Below are 20,279 nucleotides of genomic sequence, written 5' to 3'. Positions count from 1 at the left end.
CATTATAAGTTTCGCGGAGGCAATGGTCCAAAAAAGCTGTGCAAATAACATTGAATTCGGCCATTGTACAGCTTGCGTTTTTTATCGGCAACTTTCCCCATGTAATGTTCAACATTTGATGATGGACTAAAAATAAAATACGACCAAGTCGGGTAATACAAGGATACTTTACCAAGCTGTCTTAAGGCAAGTTCTGCTTCTTTATCGTCACCGAGACGTTCGCCATAAGGAGGGTTAGTAATCATGACGCCATAATCTCCCTGTGGCTTTATTTTTGATACAGGTGTAACGCTCAGCTTAATTTCTTTACCTAAACCAGCACGGCGAATGGCTTGATGAGCGATCTCGATAGCATTTGGATCAATATCTGAGCCGAAGATCTCTAACGGGATATCATCTTTTATCGAATCATAGGCTTCATCACGCGCATTATCCCAAGCCTCCTCGGGGATTATACTCCAATTTTCTGCATCAAAGCTGCGACGCAAGCCAGGAGCAATATTCCAGCCAAGCATCGCCGCTTCAATTAGGAGTGTCCCTGAGCCGCAGAATGGATCGTAAAGCGGACGATCAGGCTTCCAACGAGAAAGCTGGACGATTGCCGATGCCAACGTTTCACGTAGCGGTGCTTCAGTTGCAGCTTTGCGGTATCCACGCTTATGCAGACCTGAGCCAGAGGTATCAAGCGTAAGTAACGCCTCATCATTTAGCAAAATCACTTCAATAACATAAAGTGGACCTTCCTCAGGGAACCATTCTGTCCCATGCTTTTCTTTTAGTTTTTCCACAATTGCTTTTTTTACGATTCCTTGTACGGCTGGAACGCTGGAAAGCTGTGATTTGTGCGATCTTCCGTTAACAGGGAATTCAGCATCAGCAGGAATCCATTCATCCCAGTTTAATGCCTTTACACCTTCAAATAGCTCATCAAAGGTAGTAGCTTTAAATTTTCCCATATTGACTAATACACGGCCAGCAGTACGAAGCCACAAGTTGGCGCGGGCAATATCATGAAGATCCCCTTTAAAATTGACTCGACCGTTTTCAGTAACTGTATCGGTATATCCAAGTTCCTTTAGCTCACGTGCCACGATAGCTTCAAGACCCATAGGAGCTGTAGCGATTAAATTTAGTTTTGTCATTAGGCAACACTCATTTCTTTGTAAAGTCTGTGTACTAAACTTAATTAAGAACGAGACAAGAACTAGATAAAAGCTCATATGTAATGTAGCTTGTGCAAATTACTTCGCTTCATTCGCTTTTCTTGTCAGCTCGTCTATAAAATCATACAATAAACGGTAGGGTAAAATATAGCATTTTATAAAAAATGATCATTATTACGAAAAAGTCGTAATAGTTACTGAAAGGAAAGAATGGTTAAGTGACAATAGAAGAACAGTATATAGATGGATTGTTTCAGCCAGATGAAGTTCTTGAGCGCATTAGAAGAGCAACAGCAGCAGCAGGTATGCCTGATATAGCAATCGCAGATGGTTATGGCAGATTGCTGACAATGCTTGTTTCCATGAACGGGGTAAGCAAAGCATTAGAAATAGGGGCACTAGGCGGATACAGCGGCGTATGCATTGCTCGAGGGCTGCAAGCGGGCGGCAGTTTAACTTGCCTAGAGCTGTTACCGCACTATGCAGAGGTTGCTAAAGCAAATGTAACTGAAGCAGGCTTTGGTGACGTTATCAGCTATATGGTTGGAGATGCAAAGGCAAGCTTAGCTCAGCTTGTTGAGCAAGGTGAGCGTTATCAGTTTTTCTTTATCGATGCAGATAAGGAGGGGTATCCGATTTATTTGGATTATGCGCTGCAACTAGCTGAACCTGGTGCGCTGATTGTCGCCGACAACATCTTACTGCGCGGCCGTACAGTTAATGAAAATAAGCAAGGACCAGCAGTAAAAGCTGTTCGTTCCTTTAACGAACGGATAGCTAATGACCCTCGTCTGCAAAGCACAATATTGCCAGGCTATGATGGACTGGCAATTGCACGAGTGAAGGGATAGATAGTGAAGGGATAGAGCAAACGACAATGCCTTTGTAAAAAACAACGTGCTAAGTGTGAAATGGAAATATCCGTAACGAGGTGATTAGCTTCTAACCCCCTGCTGCTACATTAAATGCATGCAAGCAGCAGGGGTTAAAAAGGTGATGGAAGATGAATGGCTCGAAACTCCGAAGGACTGTCTATTCCGTTTCATTTGAAAACGTTTTAGAGTACATTATTCCGCTGCAACGCACAATAATACACTGCTGTTTATGCAGTTATCGTTTCACTAGCGATGCAATAAGGAATACCATGCCCATATTCCATTGGCGAGCATAAGTGCAGCAGAAATAATAAACAAGCCGTCAATTCCCAGCCAACCAGATAACACGCCTCCAGCAATAGGTGCGATGACATTGCCAAGACTAATAAAGCTGCTGTTGAAGCTGTAGGTGCGTGTTTCCATGCCTTGCGGTGAATATTTGCCAAGCAAGGCGTTGACCGTTGGCACTAAGCCGCCAAGGAATAGTCCTAAGAAAAAACGAGCAGTTAGCAAATGCCATACATCACTGGCGAGCGCTTGCGGGATAAAACTGAGTGCAGCGCCAAGCAAGCTAAGCAGCAAAATTTTTTCTGAACCAATTTTATCTCCAATTTTACCTAAAATCGGTGAGGCGAGCATATTTGATAAACCAGATGCAGAGCTGACAAGTCCTGCATAGAATGCCATATTAACAAGCTCAGGATTTAACTCTTGAATATATAACGGGATAAGCGATTGCGGGCTCATATTGGCAAACTGAATAAGCAAAGTAATCATAAACAATGCTGTAATTTGCGGTACGACAACAATTTGCTTCAAGCCAGCGATAACAGACATTTGCGGCTTTGCAGCCTCTTTTTTTCGGTCAAATGATTCCTTTACGATAAACAATACAAGCAGTGTAGCGATAAAGATTGAGCTGCCTGTAATGTAAAAAATAAAACGATAGCCAATCGAATCTGCAAGTATTCCACCGATCAGCGGGCCGAGAATTGTTCCTGCAATTCCTCCAGATTGCAGTATTCCCATAGCAAAGCCAAGCTTAGGCTTCGGTGTTGTAGACGAGACTAGCGCTACAGAAGCGGGATTAAACCCTGAAATTACTCCATTTAGCAAACGCAGAAGCAAAAGGTGGAGTGGAGTAGCAGCAAATCCCATTAATGACATAACGATGGCCATTCCAACTCCAGAGCGTAATAGCATGATCTTTCGCCCGTATTTGTCACTAACTTTACCCCACAAGGGCTGAAACAGAAAGGCAGTAATAAAGTTGCTGGAAAAGATAACTCCCGCCCAAATTCCGATTTCATGCGTATCCGTTAATCCTAAGTCAGTTTGTAAATATAAGGCGAGAAATGGCATAATCATCGTCATGCCAGACATCACTAAAAATTGACCAAACCAAAGTACAATTAAATTCTTTTTCCACTGTTCCATAGTCAATAGTATACCACGATTAACAATAATCATAATTGGCAACAGTGAATTAAATCTTTAATGAAATCTTTAATTAAATGTCATGGTATTGTCAAACAGAATATACCCAATTAGTTGTTTGTTAGGGCTATAATGGGCATAATAAATAAAAAGAATATACGTGAGATGGGGTTCATAAATGGCATACAATGATTTATTTATTCGAGCTTGTATGAAGCAAAAGGTTGAACGCGTACCTGTATGGTATATGCGTCAAGCTGGCAGATATGATCCTGAGTATCGTAAAATTAAAGAGAAATACAGCTTGTTAGAAATTTGTCGGCAGCCTGAACTTGCAGCAGAAGTAACAATGATGCCAGTAAAGAAACTAGGCGTCGATGCAGCAATTTTATATTCTGATATTATGAACCCAGTTGCTTCAATTGGGATTGATTTTGATATTGTTGCAAATATTGGACCGGTTATTCATAATCCGATTCGCAAAAGTGAAGATGTGGCGAGACTTAAACCGATTGATGTAGATAAGGACTTATCACATGTTATTGAAACGATAAAAATATTAGATAAAGAGCTAAACGTTCCTCTAATTACATTCGCAGGTGCACCGTTCACTATTGCAAGCTATTTAATTGAAGGTAAGCCTTCAAAAAATTATTTACGAACAAAGGAATTAATGTATAGCGCTCCGGACGTGTGGCATCAACTGATGGACAAGCTTGGAGATATGGTAATTACATATTTGCGAGCACATATTGCTGCAGGCGGCAAAGCATTTCAGCTGTTTGACAGTTGGGTTGGGGCACTAACACAGGCTGATTTCCGTCAATTTGTTTTACCTGTTATTGAACGTATTTTTGCTGAATTAAGTGATTTGCAAGTACCGAAAATTTATTTTCCAGGTGTCGCTTCAGGCGAGCTGTTACCAGAGCTAGTAAATGTAAAGGCAGATGTAATCGGTTTAGACTGGAGAGTATCACTTAATGAAGGCAGACATAGACTGCAGAACAAATTTGCTGTTCAAGGAAATCTTGATCCAACGATTTTACAAGCTCCGCAGCATGTAATTGAAAAGTATGCGGCAGCGATTATTGACGAAGGAATCGCGCAGCCAGGCTATATTTTTAATCTTGGTCACGGTTTATATCCAGAGGCGTCGATAGATAAATTAAAAGCCTTAACTGAGTTTATTCATACATACTCAGAGAAAAGCTTAGTTCAGCGTTCCTAAGCAATTGCTTAAACACAAAAGTTTTGAATTATGAATTTTAGGAGGGGCTATAATGAGTCAGACTTCCAAAATAGGGGTTCTAGTGATGAGCTACGGCACTCCAACATCATTAGATAATGTAGAAGCATATTATACACATATTCGCCACGGTCATCCGCCAAGTGAGGAGCAGCTTAAGGAGTTAGTTGAGCGTTACGAGGCAATTGTCGGCGGTGTGTTTCCTCTTCGTGAAAATACAAATGCACAAGTCGCTGGTTTGCAAAAGCGATTAGATCAATTAGCTCCTGGCAGTTATCAGTGCTTCCAAGGCTTAAAGCATGCGGAGCCATTTATTGAAGACGGTGTAGCGGAAATGGCTAAGGCAGGAATTACACAAGCTGTTGGGATTGTATTAGCTCCTCATTATTCAGTTATGAGTGTTGGCGGCTATATTAAACGTGCGCAAGCGAAGGCAGCAGAACTTAACATTAAAATGAGATTCGTACATTCTTATCATTTGCATCCAAAGCTAATAACTGCGTTATCTGAGCGAGTAAGTGCAGGATATGACAAGCTGCTTCCATTAAGCGGGGACAAGCCTGTGAAAGTGCTATTTAGCGCACATAGCTTGCCAGAAAAAATAAGAGAGCTTGGCGATCCGTATGAGCAACAGCTTTTACAAACTGCCGAGGCAGTTGCAGAGGCTGCAGAAATTGAAGACTGGCAATTTACATGGCAAAGTGCAGGGCGCACTAGTGAGCCATGGCTAGGTCCAGATATTCTTGATACGATGGAGAAAGTAGCACAAGACGGCTATAAGGCTATTCTTTCTGCTCCAATTGGTTTTGTATCTGATCATTTGGAAGTGCTCTACGATCTTGATATTGAAGCAAAGGCTAAAGCGAAGGAGCTTGGCGTAGCCTTTGAACGAATTGAAATGTTAAATACAGATCCACTGTACATGGACGTGTTAGCAGAATCAGTGTTGACAGTGCGTGAACAGTTAGGGAAGGATTGAAGCATATGCGGAGTACAGAATCAATTGATAACATTGTCGTAATTGGCGGGGGAATCAGTGGACTGAGCTCCGCTTTTTACTTGCGTAAAAAAGCGAAGGAGCAAGGAAAACAGATAAATATTACAATAGTAGAAGCAGACTCTAAGCTTGGCGGTAAAATTAACACGCTGCATAAGCAGGGCTTCGTGATTGAAAAGGGCCCGGATTCCTTCCTATCACGTAAGTTGCCGATCATTGATCTAGCGCATGAGCTAGGCATTGAAGGTGAGCTTGTTCCTACAAATATGAAGGCTGCCAAAACGTATATTATGAAAAATGGCAAACTGCATGAAATGCCTAAAGGATTGACACTTGGTATACCGACAAGCATATTGCCATTTTTGGCAACTGAGCTAATAAGTCCGCAAGGAAAGCTAGCTGCCCTTGCTGATTTACTGAAAGGTCCACAGCGTGTAGAGGGTGATGAATCACTGGGAGGATTTTTAGCTCGCAGAATTGGTGATGAGGTAGTGACGAGTATTGCAGAGCCGTTGCTGGCAGGGATATATGCAGGTGATTTGTATAAGCTTAGCTTACATGCGACGTTTCCGCAATTTGCTCAATATGAAGCTCAGTTTGGCAGCATAATATTAGGCTCTCGTCATAATCGTGCGCAAATGGCAGAGCAAAACAAAGGGAAACCGCCTGCAACCTTTATGACTTTCCGCAAAGGCTTGCAGACGATGGTAGAAGCATTAAAAGCCGCACTAAGTGATATTACGGTTTACACTAATACAAAGGTAGAAACGATTAATAAAGTTAACGAGTATTATGAGTTGGCATTATCTACGGGAGAAGCATTGCGAGCGGATGCTGTGTTAATTACAACACAAGCCTTTGCTGCACATCAGTTATTAAAACCTCATCTCAATAGCGATTTTCTTGCGAAAATCCGTTATGTATCGGTTGCTAATGTCGTACTGGCGTTTGACAAAAATAGCTTTGATGCATCATTTGATGGATCAGGCTTTTTAGTTCCTCGCTCAGAAGGGCTGCATATTACCGCATGTACTTGGACCTCGAACAAGTGGCTGCATTCTGCTCCTGAGGATAAAGTGCTGTTGCGCTGCTATGTTGGTCATTCTGAGGATCAGGAATCGGTTAAGCTTGGTGATAAAGAGTTAATAGCTGCTGTACGAGATGATTTACAGAAGGCAATTGGCCTTACTGCTGAGCCACTCTTTACCGAAATTACACGCTTAAATTCTTCAATGCCGCAATACGATGTTGGGCATCTTGAGGCAGTGAAAGCATTTCGAATTGAGGTTAATGAGAAATTACCGCGTGTCTGGGTTACAGGTGCAGCATTTCATGGCGTAGGCTTGCCAGATTGTATCCGTCAAGGCAAGGAAGCGGCAGAGCTAATGCTAAATCAGCTAGAAGAGAATAAATAATGTCGTATAAAAGAGTTGATTTTTACGCAATTATGTGCGCAAAAATTAACTCTTTTATTTTGGAAAAAGTATACTCAAGTGAGATAGAACAAGCTATAATGAGAGAAATCTATTTAATTTGCAAATAATATAATAAAGAAATGGGGCATGCTCATGTCGTTATCAAGGGTTGAGACTCGAAGACATCAGCAAGAAAATGAGCAGAAACGCAGAAAAAAACGTAGACTGTTTGCTGCAACTAGTTTATGTATCGTTGCCGTACTTCTTATTATTTTAGGGGTATTTTTTCAAGGCGAACGCTTAACCAACTGGATTAGTGACTTGCTGCAAAAGCCAGCAACTGAGCGTACGATTCATAATGTACCAACGCCATCACCCAATAGCGAAGAACTTGATGCTGCCACAGAAGAATCAACTGATTCAGAGCTAGATGAAAGTGACTTATTGGCGGAAAATACTCAGCAGTTAGAACCAGTGTTAGCAGAAGATGAGCTAGAGGCAATTGAGGAAGAAGCAGTAGATGCTAGTGAACCAAGCTCGGAAGCAATAATTGCAGACAATGGGCAGACCGTTCAGTTAGCCTTTGTTGGCGACTTGCTTCCAGGCGAGTATATTGCAACTTATTTGAATAACGAAGGTGTTAATTATCCGTATAAAAATGCGTTGTTTCATCTAACTTCAGCAGATATTACAGCGGGCAATTTAGAGATGCCAATAACAAATGTGAATCAACCTGCAGAAAATAAAATGTATGTGTTTAAAGGTGAGCCAAAAGTTTTATCTGGCTTAGTTGATGCAGGCTTTGATATTGTTTCATTAGCAAACAATCACTCGATGGATCACGGGGTGGAGGGGTTGCTAGATACGATGAAGCATTTAGATGAATACGGCATAGAGCATGTCGGCGCAGGAAATAATGCTGAGGAAGCATACGCGCCAATTATTCGGGAAGTCAATGGAATAAAGATCGCATATGTAGCTACGAGTCGTGTTTTGCCAGAAACGACCTGGAAAGCAACACCTTATGCTGCAGGGCTAGCAGAATCGTACGACCCTAGTCAAACGCTTAAAGCAATTGAAGCATTAGAGGAAGAAGCACATATTACAGTTGTGCTTGTGCATTGGGGAATTGAACGTGAGAACACCCCTAATGATATTCAGTTAAGTCTTGCCAAACAATATATCGATGCAGGAGCAGATTTAGTTATCGGCAGTCATCCCCATGTGTTACAAGGTTTTCAACAGTACAATGGGAAATGGATCGCCTATTCCTTAGGTAATTTTGTGTTTTCCGCTAACCCAAAAGGAAATCAAGCGGAAACAGGTGTATTAACGGCTACCTGTAATATGAAATCGGAGTGCGAGCTACAGTTTGCTCCGATGAAGGTTGTTAATGCCCAGCCTACACCGATGGAGGATAAGGATGCAAAAAATTTGCTTAAGTATCTTGAGGAAATTTCAATAGGTCGCGTGAAAATTGATGATCTTGGAATAATTAGCGGGGAATAGTAAAGAAGCGCTAAGAGCAGTAGAGCATACATAGAGAAGGAGCTTATTTATGGTAACAATTATCGATGAGTGGTGGCTGCGTTTGCTTATTGGTTTGATATGCAGCGGAGCAGTCAGCTATAGATCATTTCGTCATCGCTCACTTTCTCTGTCAGGAGCTTGCTCGGCAGTTGTTATGGGGACCGGCTTTATTGTATTCGGTACGCCAATCTGGTTTGCCTTGCTGCTTGTCTTTTTCTTTAGCTCAAGTTATTGGTCAAAGTGGAAACGCAGCTCAAGTGTGAAGCGGGAAGTTGAGCGGCAGTATGAAAAAACTGGAACGCGAGATGCAGGGCAAGTATGGGCAAATGGTGGGATTGGCTTACTATTTTGCATTATCTATGCTTTTTTTGCTGATGAGATACTCCTGTATGCGTATATTGGAGTAATGGCTGCAGTAACCGCCGATACATGGGCGACGGAAATTGGTGCGTTAAGTAAAGACTTGCCCCGTTCAATCGTAACGTTTAAGCAAGTCCATCCAGGTACAAGCGGAGGTATCACTTTGCTTGGCTGCACTGCTTCTCTTGGCGGAGGATTGCTAATCGGACTTGTTGCCTTTCTTATGGATAGCACACTAGTACATAGCATCTGGATTGGTGCTATTGCTGGACTGATAGGCTCGCTTGTCGATTCATTAATTGGTGCGTTATGGCAAGCTATGTATCGCTGTGGAGTGTGTGGCAAAGAAACAGAAAGAAAAGAGCATTGCTCAAAGCAAACTGAGCCGATAAGGGGAATAGCTTGGCTTACAAATGATAAAGTGAATTTGATTTCTAGTATAATTGCGTCTACTATGGTATATTTGATCATTTTGTTAATAAATTAGGCTTTTGCTTAATAATATGTACTCATTATTAATTAGCGTTTATTCAATATAAATAATATAATGATTCTACTATCTATACACTAAGGAAGCAGGGGACGTAAAATTTCCTGCTTCCTTAATTAATTTTAAAGTAAAAAAGAAACTAACTGCGCGTTCGTTCGTTATTAATAAAAATTGCAGAAAGGAGAGAGAGGAAATTGAGCAGGCCTTTAAATATAGCGTTAGTGTGCGGTCCTGATTGTGAGTTAGAGACGCAAGCGATGCGAAGTGTACTAGAGTACTTCGGTGCCCGAATCATGACTTATTGGATAGGCAGAGCAAACGATTTTATTTCTATATTATCAGGAGACGACTTGCCTGCCAGCATTGACTTCCTTATTTTGAACTTTCACGGGGATGAAGGGAAGTTGATTATGCCGGAGTTAGGAGATGATGTATATGAAGATGATGAGCCAAGAGGCGATTTTGGCAAGGAAGAGATTATTCGCTATGGGAAATTTAATGGGATAACGGTTATTGGCAACGGATGTACATTAGGTCACTCGGCTTTAGCCGATGCATTTTTACAAAGCGGATGTCCAATCTATATCGGACCAGATGATTATCCGCTAGGGAATGCAGCACTAATGTTTATGCTGCGCTTTTTCTATGAGATCATTGAACATGAGCGAGATATAAAAGAAGCATACCAACTGGCAATAGCTGCAGACGAACACTTAAAGATGTACAAACTATATGAAAAGAAGCATAGCTTTACATAATTCCCTGGCAAAAGCAGCAAACAAGAAATTAAGCTGCTCTTTTAGCCCAGATAGATTACGTTTAACATACATGGTAGGTTGCCTTTAAGCCTGTTGCATCCACTATCTCAATAATGCATAATGCAGCAGGCTTAAATAGCAACTGAAAGACGTACTGTATCGAACTTATTTATTTGCGTTCGTTAACAAGCTGTTCCATTTGTTCAATTAGCTCTTTGAATACACTCATTGCTTGCTCGATAGGCTCAGGCGTAGACATATCAACCCCGGCACGTTTAAGAATTTCGATCGGGTAATCGCTGCCACCGCTTTTTAGGAAGCCAAGATAGCGTTCAACTGCAGGGGCACCTTCCTCAAGAATTTGCTTAGAGAAGCTAGTTGCAGCCGAGAAGCCTGTTGCGTATTTGTAAACATAGAAGCTTGTATAGAAATGTGGAATTCGCGCCCATTCCATCGCAATATCCTCATCAACAACAACACCTTCACCATAATACAGCTTGTTTAAGTCGTAATAGATGGAGCTGAAATCATCTGGTGTAAGTGATTCGCCTTGTTCAGAGCGTTCATGAACAATTTTTTCAAATTCAGCAAACATAGTTTGACGGAATACCGTTGTACGGAACTGATCGGCATAGTAAGTAAGCAAATATAATTTTTCTTTAGGATCTGTTGATTTTTTCAATAAATAATCCATTAGCAATGCTTCGTTAAGAGTTGAAGCAACTTCCGCAAGGAAAATTGGATATTGGGCATTGCGATAAGTTTGAGTTTCATCTGAATAATACGAATGCATAGCATGGCCCATTTCATGAGCTAGCGTAAACATACTGTTTAAGTTATCTTTATGGTTTAGTAGTACATATGGGTGTGTTCCGTATGCTCCCCAGCTATATGCACCGCTGCGTTTACCTTCATTTTCATAAACATCGATCCAGCCGTTTTCAAAGCCCTGTTTCAACACGCTTAAATAGTTTTCACCTAGTGGCTGTAAGCTATCAGCAACAATATTCTTTGCCTGCTCATATGTGATGTTCATATCAAACTCTTCAACAAGCGGAGCGAACAAATCGTACATATGAAGTTCATCAACGCCTAACAGCTTTTTACGCAACTCCATATAGCGATACATTAGCGGTAAATGCTTATGAATTGTCTCGATAAGGTTGTTGTATACGCTTGTTGGTACATTGTCAGGATACAAGTACATTTCCAATGCGGAATTGTATTTTCTAACTTTGGTTGAGAATAAGTTTTTATTAATATTTGCACTAAAGGTTGCCCCTAAAGTGTTTTTTAAGCTGCTGTATGTAGAATATACGGCTTTAAAGGCGTCACGGCGAACATCACGGTTTTTACTTTCGAGATATTGAATATAGGTGCCATGAGTAAGCTCAACCTCTTCGCCTTGCTCGTTTTTAATTTTAGGGAATTTCATATCGGCATTGTTCAGCATACCGAAAATATTGCTTGGCGCAGAGCTAATGTTGCCAACTTGGGCAAGAATAGCTTCTTCCGCTTGCGATAGAATATGAGCTTTTGTACGCTTTAACTCCTCTAAGGAATGTTTATATTCTGCTAAAATCGGATCCGCAATCAGCTTATCTAGCTCTTCATTGGAAAGTGCAAGAATTTCAGGATTGATAAAGGATAATGCCTCGTTTGCTTCCACATTAAGCTTGCGAGCTTTCTCAGATAATGCCTGATATTTTGTATTCGCCATATTTTGATGAAGGCGCATATTGGAATATACGTAGAGACGTTCAATTGAGATTGAAAGCTCATCCTCTAGCTTAAAGCATTCCAAAATACTTTGTGCCTGATTAAGTTTGCCTTCAAATGCTTTAAATTTTGGAAGCAAGGCTTTTGCTGAATTAAATTCTTCTTCCCATGCCTGCTCAGTAGCAAAAATATCTTCGAGCTTCCATTGATATTGTGGGTCCATTTCTTCACGTTTTTTTACCTTTGACATCGTAATCCTCCTTGGTACGTTTTGTTCATTGGCAACATAGCTTTGTGGGGAAGCAGCATCTGCAATAACACTCATTAGCAATATAATACTGATAAGGCTGCCAAGCCACCTTATAGTAGCAGCTTTCATTGATTACCATTCACCTCGAAGTAAAGTAGTCTGCTTTACTTTTTCCAAATTTACGTGAAATCATTCTCTGATTAGGTGAAATAATGAAATTGCTGCTTGCTGCCATATAAATTAGATTATGTTCCCATATTAAATAAAGAATAGACGATGATGAAAAAAGCGAAGGCAATTAACACCAATGAAGTTATTGCCATCCACTTCTTCAACGGAGACGGTATTGTATCCTTCTTAAGTACCAAAATTCCTCCTAAAGAAAATGCTAATATAACAAAAATTATGCTGATTGAACTGTCCACCTCGTTCACCTCCAGCGAAAATAAGTAGCGAAATAAATTTAGATGCTGCGCAATTTGTCCATAATTTGCTGAAGTTCTTCTTCTTTACCTACAAAATCCTCTGCTCGGAAAGTTTTGCTAGCCCAGTCCAATAATTCGCCACGACTTACAAACTGGAAACCTTCTTCTCCCCATTGATCGGAAATTTTACGGACAACTAACGTTTTGCCTTGCTCCTCAACAGTAAGCATATTGTATTTATCATGCTTGTAAATGATATGTTTTTTAAACAATGTAATCACACTTTCTTAAGTAATAAGTTTAATATTACCATCATATCGGTTATTACAGAGCTAAGCAACTGAGGGAATACATTTTTCAAATTGGAAGGAATAATCGTGGGACAATCGCCATATCATATTGTATATCCAGTTTGGATATCCAGCTCGGATAATCAATTTTTGTAAAAATTGCAATTAAATTGAATATCATCTATAATGGCAATATTCGTTGCTGAAAGCAATGAATGTTGCAAATTACATGCTTCTCTTAGTAGCTTGAGGTGTTGAAGCTTCTTCCAGAAGCATCCTGAAACATTTTAGGAGGTTGTTTATTTTGAAAGGTACAGTTAAGTGGTTTAATGCTGAAAAAGGCTATGGATTTATCCAAGCAGAAAACGGTGAAGATGTATTTGTTCATTTTTCTGCAATTGTTGGGGAAGGCTTCAAATCTTTAGATGAGGGACAAACAGTGGAGTTTGACATTACTGAAGGAGCTCGTGGTTCACAAGCTGCGAATGTTCAGAAGCTTTAAAAATAGATTAGTCTAAGCCTTAGAGAGCTTGTTTTGCAACTTTAAGAACAATCTTTGTTCTTTTGGGAGCAAACAAGCTCTCTTTTAATTTTGTGAATCAAAGGGTATACTACTAAAAAACGATAATTCGAAAATATGTCGATAATTCGCATTATTTTGTGACGGAAGGAAATTGTAAGCAGGAATGGCTAGATTAATTAGGCGAAAGTATGTTACATTATTTTTTAGATGATGTGAGGGCGGTATTTGCACTTTCTTCTCATGTGCCAATTCAGCCAATGCTTTCGAAGCGCTTTTCATGTGCGGGTTGTTTCCGAAGCAGCAACATGAGAGGTTTTAGGAGGTGTGTTCACATAAATTTAGCAAGTCCCAAGAAGCAAGCACCTACTGGTGCAATTAAGCTAATGCACCGCGTATACAAGTATGTATTGCCTGGTGTTGAAGCAGAATTAAATAAGCTAAAGCAAAAAGCTAGTTGTATTCCAGATCCTGAATTACGACAGCAAGCATTAAATAGTATCCGCGACAAGAAGTTTCATTGTCAAGGTGGCGGTATTTACGGTGCTGTAAATTTGCAGTATCATGCCATATTAACCCCACTTATTGTTGCATTGCAGACGATAAGTGATTATTTAGATAATTTGTGTGATAGAAGTACGTCGCTTGATGAGCAGGATTTTCGTATGCTGCATCAATCAATGTTAGATGCAGTGACGCCGAATGCTCCATTAAATGATTACTACGCCTTTCGTCAGGAAAAAGATGATGCGGGTTATTTGCAAGGACTTGTTTTACAATGTCAAGAGCAAATTGTACGCTTGCCATCCTATGACAAGGTGCAACCTTACGTCATTGAGCTTGTTTCGCTTTATTGTGATTTGCAGGTATATAAGCATATTGCCAAAGAGCTTAGAGAACCGAAGCTGTTAAAGTGGTGGGAAAGCCATCAAGCTTGCTATCCTCATCTTCGATGGAATGAGTTTGCGGCAGCAACGGGCTCTACGCTTGGCATGTTTATGCTCTTTTTAAATGCAACTGATCCGACGCTAACGGCAGAAGAAGGACGGCAATTCAAAAATATTTATTTTCCTCATGTTTGTGCCTTACATATTTTGCTTGATTACTTAATTGATCAAGAAGAAGATAAAGTTGGCGGGGACTTAAATTTCTGCTCTTATTACAATAATGATGCAGAGCTCGTTGAACGGATCGGCCTTATTTTAAATCGTGCTAGACAAGATGTGCAGCAGCTTCCTGAATCAGGTTTTCATTCTTTAGTGATTGAAGGCTTGCTGGCATTGTATCTATCAGATCCAAAAGTGCAGCGACAAACAGAAGTGCGCAAGGTCTCAAAACAATTAATGAAGAAAAGTCCGATTACTCGTCTATTTTTTTTGCTAAATAGTGTATGGATCCGTAAGCAACAGGCTTAATATATTGAAACTAGTGAAAGTGAGGAACAATTCATGTCAGCAGTTAAAAAAATCGCAGTGCTTACTAGTGGTGGCGACTCTCAAGGGATGAATGCCGCAGTTCGCGCTGTAGTAAGAAGTGCAATTTACCATGGTATCGAAGTTTTTGGTATTCAACGTGGCTATCAAGGTCTGCTTAACGATGACCTTCGCCCTATGGATCTACGCAGTGTAGGTGATATTATTCAACGCGGTGGTACTATTCTGCAAACTGCTCGTTGTAAGGAGTTTACGACTCCTGAAGGTCAACAAAAAGGTGCAGATATTCTTCGTGCAAGAGGCATTGACGGTTTAGTTGTAATTGGCGGAGATGGTTCTTACCAAGGTGCCAATAAACTAAGCAAGCTTGGCATTAAAACGATGGGTATTCCAGGGACTATTGATAACGATATTCCTTACACTGACTTTACGATTGGTTTCGATACTGCAGTAGGTATCGTTGTAGATGCGATTAACAAAATTCGCGATACAATGTCCTCACATGAACGGACAAGCGTTGTAGAAGTTATGGGACGTCATTGCGGGGATATTGCATTGTATGCTGGTCTTGCAAGCGGGGCGGAAGCAATTATCGTACCTGAAGTGCCTACTGATATTGTAGCAATCGCAGAGCGTATGAAGCATAATTTTGCAAAAGGCAAACGTCATAGTATTATAGTTGTTGCAGAAGGTGCAGGACGTGGGGAAGATGTGGCGAATAAGTTAACAGAGCTTAGCGGAATTGAAGCTCGTGTAACAGTGCTAGGTCATATCCAACGCGGCGGTACACCGACTGCTCAAGATCGTATTCTAGCTAGCCGTCTAGGAGATTTTGCTGTACGTCAATTGATGGAAGGTAATTCCGGAAAAGCTTGCGGCGTTATTGATGGTAAGTTAGTGACAACTGATATTGATGTTGTAACGACTACTAAACGTCCATTTGATATGGAACTATATGAATTAGCAATGCGTCTATCGCAATAATGATAGAATCATAATAAAAAGCCTTTATCTCGATTGTTGCTTCATAGGAAGAATCCTATGAAGCAATGAGATAAAGGCTTTTTTCTTATATTTGATCCTTGAGATAATCTTCACAATCTATTGCAGTATGGTGCCGGTTTGTCCACGACAGATGCTAAATTGAACGATTTCCAATGCATCCTCTGGCTCAAGTAAATCGATTCCATCGCGTAGTACGATTTTTGTTTCTAGCTCTTCAGAGGTCAAGCATTCAGACATTTCAGGTGCTAATCGTTCAACAATCGTTGCAAGCTTTACTGTTTCCATATCCATTAACAACACCCCAATCCAAAAGTTTAAAGTGTTACAAGAGAAAGAAAACATATCTTGACTATTGCGTTGGAACGAATATATTATAACACATCTATCGTGAAAGAAAATACATTTAGAAGAAATAGGATTAGTTTTTCTTTAATTTCCTAAATTCACCAATTATACCCACTGTCTCGACAATATTTACAAATGCGTATTTATCGATTTCCTGGATCTCCTTTTTTAATTCTGCCAGCTCATAACGAGTACGTACCGTCATTAACATATCTTTATCGCTAGAAGTGTAAGCTCCACGCGTTTTTATAATTGTAATGCCGCGTGGATGAGTTAATAATTGCTTAAGCATTTGCTCTGTTTTCGTAGTAATAATAAACACAGTAACTTTTAAATGTTTGACGTGAATGACGTCTACCATTTTGCCTGAGACATACATTGTTACGAGAGAGTACATAGCTAGTTCAAAGTCTCGTGTAAATATAATTTGCAATGCAATCACGAGACCATTTAATGAAAAAATGATTACACCTACAGGAAAATCTTTTTTATGAGTAATAATAGAGGCAATAATATCAAAGCCGCCAGTGGAACCGCCGCAGCGCAAGGCGATTCCAGAAGCTAAACCAACAACTATCCCTCCATATACACCGCCAAGTAACACATCATCAGCAAGTACATATTTCGGAATTAGCTGTAAAAATATCGTTGAGGTAACAACAGAGTATATACTCCAAAAAATCATTTTTTTTCCCAGCTCAAACCATCCCCAAATTAATACTGGCAAGTTTAAGACGAGATATAGCCAGCCAATATTGCTTTTCGTTATGTAACCGATAACCATCGCAACTCCAGAAACCCCGCCACTTAATAGCTGCAAAGGGATTAGTAACATATTAAAGCCAAAGGCCATAAGGATAGAGCTTATCGTCATTAATGTCAAGCGAATTATAAATTGCTTTTTGTTAAGAACCATCATTTACACACCTTTCAAGGGGATTCCTTTACCTGTATAGTATGGTATTCAAACGTTAGCTAGTATTCATATGTTAATCTGTGGTATAATAATTAAGACGTTTTTTTTAGAGGCTTTAAAATAGAAGGAGTATGAGAAAAGTTTGAAAACATTTGCTGAATTTGGCTTGGAACCAAAAGTGTTGCAAGCAATTACAGAGCTTGGTTTTGAGGAATCTACACCGATACAAGATAAAGCGATTCCTATTGCATTAACTGGTAAAGACTTGATTGGCCAAGCTCAAACTGGGACAGGAAAGACAGCGGCATTTGGGATTCCGCTAATTAATAAAATCCCTGCCAACGAGGAGCGAATTGTTGCTCTAATTATGACCCCAACGCGTGAGCTAGCCATTCAAGTATCAGAGGAAATTGGAAAGCTTACGAGATACAAAGGACTTCGTTCATTGCCGATATATGGTGGACAAGAGATTGGTCGCCAAATTCGTGCCTTGAAGAAAAAACCGCAAATTATTATTGGTACACCGGGAAGACTTTTAGACCATATTAACCGTAAAACGATTCGTCTAGATGATGTCCAAACCGTTGTATTGGATGAAGCTGATGAAATGTTGGATATGGGCTTTATGGATGATATTCAAAATATCCTGAAGCAAGTACCTGAAAATCGTCAAACGATGCTCTTTTCAGCTACAATGCCAGATAACATTAAACGTCTTGCTCAGCAATTTTTGAAAGATCCTGAGCATGTTTCAGTTATTCCAAAGCAAGTTACAGCGCCATCGATTGAGCAATCGTATATCGAGCTTCATGAGCGTCAAAAGTTTGAAGCATTGAGCCGTTTGCTTGATATGGAGTCACCTGATCTTGCAATTATATTTGGTCGTACAAAACGACGTGTTGATGAGCTTAGCGAAGCTTTGCAAAAACGCGGCTATAGTGCCGACGGCTTGCATGGTGACTTATCACAAAATCAACGTGATACAGTAATGCGCAAGTTCCGTGACGGCAGCATCGATGTTCTTGTTGCAACAGATGTTGCAGCGCGTGGACTTGATGTAACTGGTGTTACCCATGTTATTAACTTTGACCTTCCACAAGATCCTGAGAGCTACGTTCACCGTATTGGACGTACAGGACGTGCAGGTAAAGAAGGTAAAGCATGGACTTTTGTCACACCTCGTGAAATTGACCATTTGCGGTTTATTGAAAGAATTACGCGTCAACGCATGGTTCGTAAACCGTTGCCTAGCTTAAGTGATGCAATTGAAGGTAAACAACGCATTATTGCTGAGCGAGTTATTGATATTGTTGAGAATGGAGAATTTCCTGAATATAAGGGACTTGCCATTCAATTGCTTGAACAATATGATTCTGTACAATTACTTGCTGCAGCTCTTAAATTGCTTACAGGTGATAAAAAGGATGTTACGATTGAGCTAACACCAGAAGAGCCTATTCGTGCTAAAAAACGTAGACCGGATGTTCGCTCAAGTGGTCGTCCATTCCAACGTGATCGTGGTAACTATCGCGGTGGAAATAATGATGGTTATAAAGATCGTCGCTCATCTGGTGGCTATCGAAGCGGTGGAGAAGGCGGTAAAGGCGGTTCGCGTAGCTATGGTAAGCGTAGTAGCGAAGGCCGCAGTTTTGAATCTCGCTCAGAACGAGGAGAACGTCGCTCTCGCAATAACTATAATACTACAGGCAAGGAATAAAAAAAGTCCGTGTCGCCTGCGGGCGACACGGACTTTTTTAGTTATAAATGAGCTTGGTATTAGTATCCGTATCCAAAGCCGAATGTTGCAACAATGATCACAAGTAGAATGAATAGAACTAGAACCCAAGCAGCGTAATTACCACCATATCCACAATTGTTGTATGCTGCGTTGCCCATATTAGCAACCTCCTTTAAGTTTTCTTGTTGGGGAACATACCATATCTTATGCATTAGCGGTATTATGGTTTAGACGAATACCCAGATTAATGTATTTTGGGCGCTGTAACCACATAATTAATTCATCAAATGGAGGCGTATTCAATGGAACCTAGAGGTGTCATGGGTGGAATCTACAAAGTAACAGAGTGGATCATGCGACTTTCCGTTATAAATTTACTCTGGATTCTGTTTGGAATTCCATTCTTCTTATTTCTTTTTATGAGTTTTATTACGTTGTTGCAAGGTAATATTCCTGATGAAGAATTGTTAAGCTATGTCGTAATGGCTGGGGCTGCTCTAGCTGTTTTGGCGCCGTTTACCTTTTTTCCATCAACATCCGCAATGTTTGCAGTAGCGCGTAAATGGGTAACTGGTGAAGTTGATGTACCTCTTTTGAAAACTTTTTTTAAAGGTTATAAAGAAAATTTTAAGCAAAGTTTATTAGGCGGTTTAATCTACACAGTACTTATTGTTATTTTAATTATTGACTATTATTTCTTTCTTGGTAGTGATACAGGACGTATTTTGTCCGGATTATTTGTCGCATTATTAGTACTAGCAGTAGTGTCTATGTTGAACTTTTTTTCAATGCTAGTTCATTTTCATATGAAAACATTGCAAATTATTAAAAATGCGATTCTTATTACAATTGGTAAACCGATTCGTTCAATTACGACTGCTATATTAGTCGCTTTTATTTTGTATCTTAGCTTTACCCAATTTACTTGGTTGCTAGTATTTTTTACTGGTAGCTTAGTAGCTGTTGTATCGTATTGGAACTTTAATTTAATCTATACAAAGGTGCAGCAGCAAATGGAAGATATGAAAAAGAACGAGGAAGAAGAAGTGGAGATTGCAGCAGAGATGGATCGCGAAGATCTAGTGAAATCTGATTATAAGGACAACGAATCCAAATAATAACAGGCAAATCTTCGTTTACTTTTTATAAAAAACGGTCTATAATGACAATACATCCTGCGATGTTCGTGATAGCTCAACGTTGTTTTGAACCAATGGCTGTTTCTAGGGAGTTCAACATCGTTATGCAAATGTCAAGCCTTGCAAGAAGGACGGCAAATGTATAATTGCGGACACCCACCTGCGAGAGCGGGTTCAGAAACATAGGGGCTTAACGGCATATGCGGGTTGTGTCATACTTAGATCGGG

General features: G+C 40.2%; 20 protein-coding genes and 1 other RNA gene. 14 read left to right on the top strand and 7 right to left on the bottom strand.

Annotation, left to right across the window (positions count from 1 at the left end; genetic code table 11):
• Positions 1-2: 2 nt before the first annotated feature.
• Positions 3-1,142 (bottom strand): THUMP domain-containing class I SAM-dependent RNA methyltransferase, encoded by a 1,140-nt coding sequence (locus AC2TDL_RS01735; protein WP_484698343.1) that lies wholly within the window; start codon positions 1,140-1,142, stop codon positions 3-5.
• Positions 1,143-1,381: 239 nt separating this feature from the next.
• Between AC2TDL_RS01735 and AC2TDL_RS01730 the strand changes: the two genes are divergently transcribed.
• Positions 1,382-2,014: an O-methyltransferase gene (locus AC2TDL_RS01730; RefSeq protein WP_484698340.1), complete on the top strand. Its 633-nt coding sequence runs from the start codon at positions 1,382-1,384 to the stop codon at positions 2,012-2,014.
• A gap of 270 nt (positions 2,015-2,284) precedes the next feature.
• Here the strand turns inward: AC2TDL_RS01730 and AC2TDL_RS01725 are convergent, their stop codons facing one another.
• Positions 2,285-3,475, bottom strand: a complete 1,191-nt coding sequence (locus AC2TDL_RS01725; protein ID WP_484700989.1) for an MFS transporter — start codon at positions 3,473-3,475, stop codon at positions 2,285-2,287.
• A 178-nt stretch (positions 3,476-3,653) separates the two neighbouring features.
• Here AC2TDL_RS01725 and hemE point away from each other — a divergent pair, with 178 nt between their 5' ends.
• From hemE to AC2TDL_RS01695, 6 genes are all read left to right on the top strand, one after another.
• Positions 3,654-4,703 (top strand): uroporphyrinogen decarboxylase, encoded by a 1,050-nt coding sequence (gene hemE, locus AC2TDL_RS01720; RefSeq protein ID WP_484698339.1) that lies wholly within the window; start codon positions 3,654-3,656, stop codon positions 4,701-4,703.
• Between the two features lie 52 nt (positions 4,704-4,755).
• The gene (gene hemH / locus AC2TDL_RS01715; RefSeq protein ID WP_484698338.1) at positions 4,756-5,700 is read left to right on the top strand and encodes a ferrochelatase; all 945 of its coding nucleotides are present in this window, start codon (positions 4,756-4,758) and stop codon (positions 5,698-5,700) included.
• 5 nt (positions 5,701-5,705) lie between these two features.
• A complete protein-coding gene (hemG, locus tag AC2TDL_RS01710; protein WP_484698336.1) occupies positions 5,706-7,133 on the top strand; it encodes a protoporphyrinogen oxidase in 1,428 nt (475 codons plus the stop codon).
• A 153-nt stretch (positions 7,134-7,286) separates the two neighbouring features.
• On the top strand, positions 7,287-8,642 hold the full coding sequence (locus AC2TDL_RS01705; protein ID WP_484698335.1) for a CapA family protein: 1,356 nt from the start codon (positions 7,287-7,289) through the stop codon (positions 8,640-8,642).
• Between the two features lie 49 nt (positions 8,643-8,691).
• Entirely contained in the window at positions 8,692-9,510 is an 819-nt protein-coding gene (locus AC2TDL_RS01700) for a DUF92 domain-containing protein (RefSeq protein WP_484698334.1), read from the top strand.
• Positions 9,511-9,707: 197 nt separating this feature from the next.
• Positions 9,708-10,271, top strand: coding sequence for a delta-aminolevulinic acid dehydratase (locus AC2TDL_RS01695; protein ID WP_484698332.1), 564 nt, complete (start codon positions 9,708-9,710; stop codon positions 10,269-10,271).
• A gap of 169 nt (positions 10,272-10,440) precedes the next feature.
• Here the strand turns inward: AC2TDL_RS01695 and pepF are convergent, their stop codons facing one another.
• Positions 10,441-12,240 carry an oligoendopeptidase F gene (gene pepF, locus AC2TDL_RS01690; RefSeq protein WP_484698331.1) on the bottom strand — a complete coding sequence of 600 codons (1,800 nt, stop codon included), beginning with the start codon at positions 12,238-12,240 and terminating at the stop codon, positions 10,441-10,443.
• A gap of 276 nt (positions 12,241-12,516) precedes the next feature.
• Here pepF and AC2TDL_RS01685 point away from each other — a divergent pair, with 276 nt between their 5' ends.
• Positions 12,517-12,693: a hypothetical protein gene (locus AC2TDL_RS01685; protein ID WP_484698330.1), complete on the top strand. Its 177-nt coding sequence runs from the start codon at positions 12,517-12,519 to the stop codon at positions 12,691-12,693.
• Positions 12,694-12,703: 10 nt separating this feature from the next.
• On the opposite strand, the gene AC2TDL_RS01680 is transcribed toward AC2TDL_RS01685, so the two are convergent.
• A complete protein-coding gene (locus AC2TDL_RS01680) occupies positions 12,704-12,946 on the bottom strand; it encodes a hypothetical protein (protein WP_484698329.1) in 243 nt (80 codons plus the stop codon).
• A 313-nt stretch (positions 12,947-13,259) separates the two neighbouring features.
• Here AC2TDL_RS01680 and AC2TDL_RS01675 point away from each other — a divergent pair, with 313 nt between their 5' ends.
• The 3 genes from AC2TDL_RS01675 (at position 13,260) to pfkA (ending at position 15,892) form a co-directional block, all read left to right on the top strand.
• Entirely contained in the window at positions 13,260-13,457 is a 198-nt protein-coding gene (locus AC2TDL_RS01675) for a cold-shock protein (RefSeq protein ID WP_484698328.1), read from the top strand.
• 404 nt (positions 13,458-13,861) lie between these two features.
• A complete protein-coding gene (locus AC2TDL_RS01670; protein ID WP_484700986.1) occupies positions 13,862-14,890 on the top strand; it encodes a tetraprenyl-beta-curcumene synthase family protein in 1,029 nt (342 codons plus the stop codon).
• 33 nt (positions 14,891-14,923) lie between these two features.
• On the top strand, positions 14,924-15,892 hold the full coding sequence (pfkA, locus tag AC2TDL_RS01665) for a 6-phosphofructokinase (RefSeq protein WP_484698327.1): 969 nt from the start codon (positions 14,924-14,926) through the stop codon (positions 15,890-15,892).
• A 117-nt stretch (positions 15,893-16,009) separates the two neighbouring features.
• On the opposite strand, the gene AC2TDL_RS01660 is transcribed toward pfkA, so the two are convergent.
• Together AC2TDL_RS01660 and AC2TDL_RS01655 are read right to left on the bottom strand one after the other, a co-directional pair.
• Positions 16,010-16,204, bottom strand: coding sequence for a hypothetical protein (locus AC2TDL_RS01660; RefSeq protein ID WP_484698326.1), 195 nt, complete (start codon positions 16,202-16,204; stop codon positions 16,010-16,012).
• A gap of 127 nt (positions 16,205-16,331) precedes the next feature.
• Positions 16,332-17,177: a YitT family protein gene (locus AC2TDL_RS01655; RefSeq protein WP_484698325.1), complete on the bottom strand. Its 846-nt coding sequence runs from the start codon at positions 17,175-17,177 to the stop codon at positions 16,332-16,334.
• A gap of 139 nt (positions 17,178-17,316) precedes the next feature.
• Here AC2TDL_RS01655 and cshA point away from each other — a divergent pair, with 139 nt between their 5' ends.
• A complete protein-coding gene (cshA, locus tag AC2TDL_RS01650; protein ID WP_484698323.1) occupies positions 17,317-18,891 on the top strand; it encodes a degradosome RNA helicase CshA in 1,575 nt (524 codons plus the stop codon).
• A 59-nt stretch (positions 18,892-18,950) separates the two neighbouring features.
• Here the strand turns inward: cshA and AC2TDL_RS01645 are convergent, their stop codons facing one another.
• The gene (locus AC2TDL_RS01645) at positions 18,951-19,070 is read right to left on the bottom strand and encodes a YjcZ family sporulation protein (RefSeq protein WP_484698322.1); all 120 of its coding nucleotides are present in this window, start codon (positions 19,068-19,070) and stop codon (positions 18,951-18,953) included.
• 144 nt (positions 19,071-19,214) lie between these two features.
• Here AC2TDL_RS01645 and AC2TDL_RS01640 point away from each other — a divergent pair, with 144 nt between their 5' ends.
• Together AC2TDL_RS01640 and ssrS are read left to right on the top strand one after the other, a co-directional pair.
• Complete coding sequence (locus AC2TDL_RS01640; RefSeq protein ID WP_484698321.1) at positions 19,215-20,030, top strand: YesL family protein; 816 nt, start codon at positions 19,215-19,217, stop codon at positions 20,028-20,030.
• A 51-nt stretch (positions 20,031-20,081) separates the two neighbouring features.
• Positions 20,082-20,264: non-coding RNA, 6S RNA (ssrS, locus tag AC2TDL_RS01635), on the top strand.
• The last annotated feature ends 15 nt before the right edge of the window (positions 20,265-20,279 follow it).

Source organism: Paenibacillus sp. plas6 (assembly GCF_057221655.1).
This window is presented reverse-complemented; position numbering and strand designations above follow the sequence as displayed.